1 pseudogene is annotated in these 998 nt (G+C 64.3%); it reads left to right on the forward strand.

Annotated elements, in window-relative coordinates:
• A pseudogene (locus Mco01_RS38705) lies at window positions 1–336 on the forward strand (trypsin-like serine peptidase); the annotation flags it as partial.
• Between the last annotated feature and the right edge of the window lie 662 nt (window positions 337–998).

The raw sequence follows: 998 nt of genomic DNA on the forward strand, positions 1-998 counted from the left end.
TACGCCTACTCCGGCAAGACCCTCAAGTGGAGCTACGGCAAGACCTTCGCCGCGCAGGCCCCCGCCATCAAGGGCGAGGAGCTCGTGGCCGTGAAGTCCTCCTTCACGGGCGAGGGCGCGCTGGGCTCCTCCTGGCTGCTGAAGTACAACAACGGTCGTCGCCTGGGCTACCTGAACGGTGTGACCATCGGCGTCTCCGACACCGACGGCAACGACCGTTACGACACCAGCGTCTCCCCGTACTTCGACGGTGAGCTCTACGGTGTCTACAAGGCGGCCTACCCGCTCTGGTCCGGCTCGATCGCGGTTCCGTTCGAGTCGCCGGTTCTGCACTAGTAGTACCGGTTCAGACGTCGCACCTCTGAACCGAACAGCTTCACGGAAGGGCCCGGCCATCGGCCGGGCCCTTCCTTTTTTGCGGGAAAAATCTCTCGCAAGCCGGTAAACCCGAGCGGCCCTTTGAACGACGCTGCGCCTTTTGCCGGACCCTTAGACGGGACACGGCGCAGACTCGTGCCATACAACGGGTGTGATTTGCATCACAGGCGTTCGCCGCCAAAAGCAGCCGGACCATGGGCACGGTCCACGACGGAAAGGCAGCAGACGGGCCGCCATCTGCCTTTACTTCCCCTTTAACGGGTTGACTCCACAGGCTTGCGCCATGTCATTCAGATAACGCGACGGTCTCGGGGGCGACAGGGCCGGTGGAGATCACAAATGGGGCATCACACCCCGATCACGGCGCTGTATGTTTCTCCCGATCCCTTTCCTGACGCATGGGACGCAAGAGGCGTTCCACGACAGACCAAGGAGTTCCCCATGAAGCGCACTCTCGCCTTCGGTGGCCTCGTCGCCACCGCCGGCCTGCTGGCCGCGGGCCTTTCGGCCCCGGCTCAGGCCGCCGGTGACACCGCCAGCGCCCCGCTGGCTTCGACGGGCATCCAGGCCAAGAACATCGCCGCGCTGTGGCTGGCCGAGAACGCGGCCAACCTGGTCAA

Origin of the sequence: Microbispora corallina, from assembly GCF_016863035.1 — a bacterium.
GTDB classification, from domain to species: domain Bacteria; phylum Actinomycetota; class Actinomycetes; order Streptosporangiales; family Streptosporangiaceae; genus Microbispora; species Microbispora corallina.